Here is a 1325-nt window from a genome sequence, read left to right on the forward strand (position 1 = left end):
CGGCCTACCGCCTGCCGCACGACGGCACCCGCGAGGCCGACGCCGCCGACCTCGCGCTCACCATCCTCGGCAGCGGAGAGTCCAGCCGTCTCTACCCGGCGCCCAGTACTTCGGCCCCGGCCAGAACAACGACCACGTCCGCCGGCTCGGCGAGCAGCTCGTCCGCAAGGGCTTCGGCGGCCCGTACACCGTCGGGCCCGGCCCCCGCTGGACGGAGAGCGACCGCCGGGCCGTCCAGGCCTTCCAGCAGGCCCAGGGCTGGCGCGGCGCCGAGGCCGACGGCTACCCCGGCCCCGACACCTGGCGCCGGCTCTTCTCCTGACCCACCCGCTGAGGCGCGGCACCCACCCCGGCGCCGCGCCTCAGCGCCTCCCCGTTCAGCGCCTCCCCGACATCCAGTGGAAGAGGCCCATCGCCACACTGGTCGCCAGGTTGAAGCTCGACACCCCCGGCTGCATCGGCACCGCCACCAACCGGTCGGCCCGCGCCTTCAGCCCGTCCGACACCCCGTGCCGCTCCGTACCGAACACCAGCAGCGCGTCGTCCGGGAACGGCACGTCCCGGATGTCCGCCCCCTCCGGATCCAGGACGTACAACGGCCCCTCCGGCAGCAGCTCCGGCGCCAACCGCTCGACCGCGGTCGCGAAGTGCAGCCCCGCACTGCCCCGCAGCACGTTCGGATGCCACGGATCCATGTCCCCGGTGGTCACCACCCCGGTCGCCCCGAACCCCGCCGCCAACCGGATCACCGCCCCCACGTTCCCCAGGTTCCGCGGATTCTCCAGCACCACCACCGGCGCCTCCCGCGGCCGCCGCCCCAGCACCGCCCGGTTCGCCTCCACCCCGGGCCGCACCGCCAACGCCACCACCCCCGTCGGATGCACCCGCGCCACCAGCCCCCGCAACACCGCCTCCGGCACCTCCACCGCGAGCCCCTCCAACGCCGGAACGACATCCGGCGCCAACTCCCCCGCCAACGCCAGCAACGCCCCCCGATCGGCGGTCACCACCCGCCGCACCTCCCCCCCGAACCGCACCGCGTGCTTCAGCGCATGGAACCCGTCCAGCACCACCACCCCCGGCACCCGCTCCGCCGCCCGCCACTCCCGCACCAACTCGTCCATACGGCTCACTCTCCCACCCCCACCCCGTACCCCCTCCGCACCCACACCCGCCCGCCCAGCCCCCACCCCCCCTTGTCACGTCCTCTCCCCCTCCCCCTCCCCCCTCCCCACCCCATCCCTCCCCACCCCATCCCGCCCCCTCCCACCCTTCTCCCTCCCCACCCGCGCGGCACGCCCCCACCCTCCCCACCCCATCCCGCC

The 1325-nt window shown here is 75.5% G+C and carries 1 protein-coding gene and 1 pseudogene; one reads left to right on the forward strand and one right to left on the reverse strand.

Annotated elements, in window-relative coordinates:
• Positions 1–88: 88 nt before the first annotated feature.
• Positions 89–322, forward strand: a pseudogene (locus tag AB0E96_RS41215) (peptidoglycan-binding protein); the annotation flags it as partial.
• A gap of 55 nt (positions 323–377) precedes the next feature.
• On the opposite strand, the gene AB0E96_RS41220 reads toward AB0E96_RS41215, so the two are convergent.
• Positions 378–1124 carry an RNA methyltransferase gene (locus AB0E96_RS41220; RefSeq protein ID WP_359831973.1) on the reverse strand — a complete coding sequence of 249 codons (747 nt, stop codon included), beginning with the start codon at positions 1122–1124 and terminating at the stop codon, positions 378–380.
• Positions 1125–1325 lie beyond the last annotated feature (201 nt).

It is taken from the genome of Kitasatospora sp. NPDC036755 (assembly GCF_040636595.1).
Taxonomy (GTDB): Bacteria; Actinomycetota; Actinomycetes; order Streptomycetales; family Streptomycetaceae; genus Kitasatospora.